3 protein-coding genes and 1 pseudogene are annotated in these 2,692 nt (G+C 67.2%); 2 read left to right on the forward strand and 2 right to left on the reverse strand.

Annotated features, from left to right (window positions below; genetic code table 11):
• Positions 1-124 precede the first annotated feature (124 nt).
• Positions 125-841, forward strand: a complete 717-nt coding sequence (locus EF918_RS34490) for a hypothetical protein (RefSeq protein ID WP_260610968.1) — start codon at positions 125-127, stop codon at positions 839-841.
• The gene (locus EF918_RS34495; RefSeq protein WP_125652808.1) at positions 838-1,311 is read left to right on the forward strand and encodes a MarR family transcriptional regulator; all 474 of its coding nucleotides are present in this window, start codon (positions 838-840) and stop codon (positions 1,309-1,311) included. The genes EF918_RS34490 and EF918_RS34495 overlap by 4 nt, the downstream gene beginning before the upstream one ends.
• Positions 1,312-1,502: 191 nt before the next feature.
• Here EF918_RS34495 and EF918_RS34500 read toward each other — a convergent pair whose 3' ends face one another.
• Both EF918_RS34500 and EF918_RS34505 read right to left on the reverse strand, forming a co-directional pair.
• Positions 1,503-2,057, reverse strand: a complete 555-nt coding sequence (locus EF918_RS34500) for an XRE family transcriptional regulator (protein WP_125652809.1) — start codon at positions 2,055-2,057, stop codon at positions 1,503-1,505.
• Positions 2,058-2,099: 42 nt separating this feature from the next.
• A pseudogene (locus EF918_RS34505) lies at positions 2,100-2,692 on the reverse strand (transcriptional regulator); the annotation flags it as partial.

Raw genomic sequence — 2,692 nt, forward strand, 5'->3', positions numbered from 1 at the left:
GGGTGGGGAGTGGGGGTGTGGCTGAGATATGTCACCTGTGAGGGGACACAAGACACGCCGAACGTCAACCAGCGTGACATTAGTGTCACCCTTGTTGACATACTGCTCTCTGTAGATCAACGAAGTGGAGAGCATCCTCGTGTCATCAGAGCCACAGCGCCGTCGGTCGGTCCCGGCGCGCGCGCCGCGTCCTGATCTCCCCGTTGATGACGCGATCTCGGCGTGGAGTCAGCCACTGGCTCCGGTCAAGGATCTGGACAGCCTCGCGAGGCGGTATCCGAGCCGGAAGCTCACGCTCGACGGTGAGCGCAAGCCGCTGGAGTTCTACGGGACGCAGAGTCAGCCAAATGCGTTCTCGATGGACAGTCTTGAGTTCTTCCTGGTGATTGCGCAGTACTTCAGGGAAGCCTTGCCCTTGAGGCTCATCCTGCTGCTGATCGCGTGCCAGCGAGCGGGGGGGCGGATTCCCCTTACACAGGAAGAGATGGCTACGATCCTCGATGTCAGTCGTACGAAGACTTCGGAAGCGCTCCACACGGTGATGTCTCATGGGATCGTCTTCAAGGTGCGGCGGGGTGTCTATCAGTTCAACCCGCCCTACAGTTACCGGGTGGCTGAGTTCATCCCGGGTACGGAGACGGCGGGTGAGTTCGTGAAGGTGGAGCAGCACAGCACCATCGCGCAGATTCGCAGTGATACGAACCTGCCTGACCTGGTGCGGTTCCCGTCGTTGGACCACATGCGACAAGCGATCGCGGAACTGCGGGCCGAACGGGCCAAAGAGCGCGCTGCGCGTCGGCTGAGCCGGGGACAGCGCAAGGAAGAAGGGACGGCTCAGTGAGTACCTTGCGATTCGCTGCGGTCAACGCCGACGGGCTTCTCTCCGACCTCGACCTTCCGCCTGCGTCGTACCGGGTGCTGCTGAAGCTGCGTTCGCTGAGCGAGCCCGGCGGGCGGATCCTGATCGACCAGGCCACCATCGGTGGGCTCCTGGAGCTCAGCCGGCCGAGTGTGAACGCCGCGCTGCGGAGCCTGGAGCTGGCGAAGCTGGTGCGTAAGGTCCGTAACGGGGTGTACCAGATCAACCCGATGCTGGCCGGGTACAACTCGTTCGAGGACGCCGTGGCCGCGGTGAACGAGATGCCCACGGAGGAGCGGCTCGACGCTCGGGGGTATGTCGCCAGTTACCACCGGGCGGTGGCGGCGTATCAGGACCAGCTGGCCGAGCAGCGGAAGAAGCGGGCGGCGCAGGCCGCGGCCAAGAAGGCGGCCGAGTCGAAGCGGCGGCGCACTCTGCATGCTGTGGGGTGAGGTTCTCCCCTCCCCTGCCCTGCTCTGCCCTGCTCTGCTCTTCTTGCCGTGACCGGGTTCCCCGGACCCCACCTCAATCCTCAAAGGCCCTCAGGGCGGCTCTGAGAGCCGCCCTGAGGGCCTTTGAGGATTGAGGTGGGGTCCGGGGCTTGGGTGGGTGCTGGGGTGCTTTCCGGGGCTGTAGAGGGGCGCTAGAACGTGAAGTCCACGTAGTCGATGTCGGTGAACTCGACCAGGAGGCCCGTGGCGCGGGCGCCGTTGTCCTTGAAGTACATCTCCTGGAGGCCTTCGGCGGCGATGGCGCGGAGTTGGGCTTCCGTGGCGCCGGCCTCCTGGGCGGCGAAGAGGCGGGAGGCGTACTCCGGGGGGAGGTGCTGGGTGATGCGGCGCATGCGGCCGTCGTCGGTGGTGCCGGGGGCGGCGGTGAAGCCGAAGCGGGCGCGGGTCTCGATGACCAGGCCCGTGCGGCGGGCGGCCTGGGCGCGGGCGCGTTTGCGGACCAGGGGCTGCCAGCGGTTCCTGACCTCGCGTTCGAGGCGGGCGGCCAGGGCCGGTTTGGGCTGCTTGAGCTGGTCCTTCACATAGCGCTCCACGGTGCGCTGGGAGATGCCGAGCAGGGCGGCCACCGCCTTGCTGGACTTGAGCTGCTTGACGAGGAAGCGCATCTGGGCGCCCGCGGACTTGGGGACGGGGCGGGTGAAGTTCTGTTCGTCGGCGCGGGTGAGGCTGTCGCTGATGTCGGGCATGGTCCTTCTTTTTTTGTGCGTTCCTTTTGGTGCTGCTCGTTGTTACTCGCCGTCGGCTGCTGCGTCGTGGCCCTTGATGTGGCGGGCCGGGTTGTGGCCCTCGTCGAGGAGGCCGACCGCCCAGAGGAGGGGCTGGGTGCCCTCGTGCTTGACCATGCCCGGGCTGACGCCCAGGCGGAAGCCGCCGGGGAGCGGCTTTCCCTCGGGGGTGAGGGGGAGCAGGTCGAGGGGGCTCGGGCCGTTCGAGAGGTAGACGGCGCAGTCCGAGAGGACCGCGATCGGGTGGAGGTCGGCGGCCTCGGCGAGCTTACGCATCTTGCGGTGCATGTTGATACGCGCCGTGGCGATGACGGCGGCGCGGATGTCGGGGCGCCAGGTGGGGCGTTCCAGGGCCGGCCAGGGCTCGCCGGGGCGGTAGGCGGCGCCCTGGGGGCGTTCGCGGAGTTTGCCGATGCCGCCCTTGACCGTGGATTTGATGGCTGACAGGACGGAGTGGTGGGGGCTTGTCGTCGACCTCGTGCGGGTCATGGCTGTCAGGAAGTCGGCGGGGGAGAGGGCGGGGGTGATGCCGAGGTCGGCCATGGTGGCGAGGTAGGCGTCGCGGAGGCGGGCGTACCAGGGGTCGAGGTAGGGGC

This window comes from Streptomyces sp. WAC06614 (genome assembly GCF_003949795.1).
Lineage (GTDB): Bacteria > Actinomycetota > Actinomycetes > Streptomycetales > Streptomycetaceae > Streptomyces.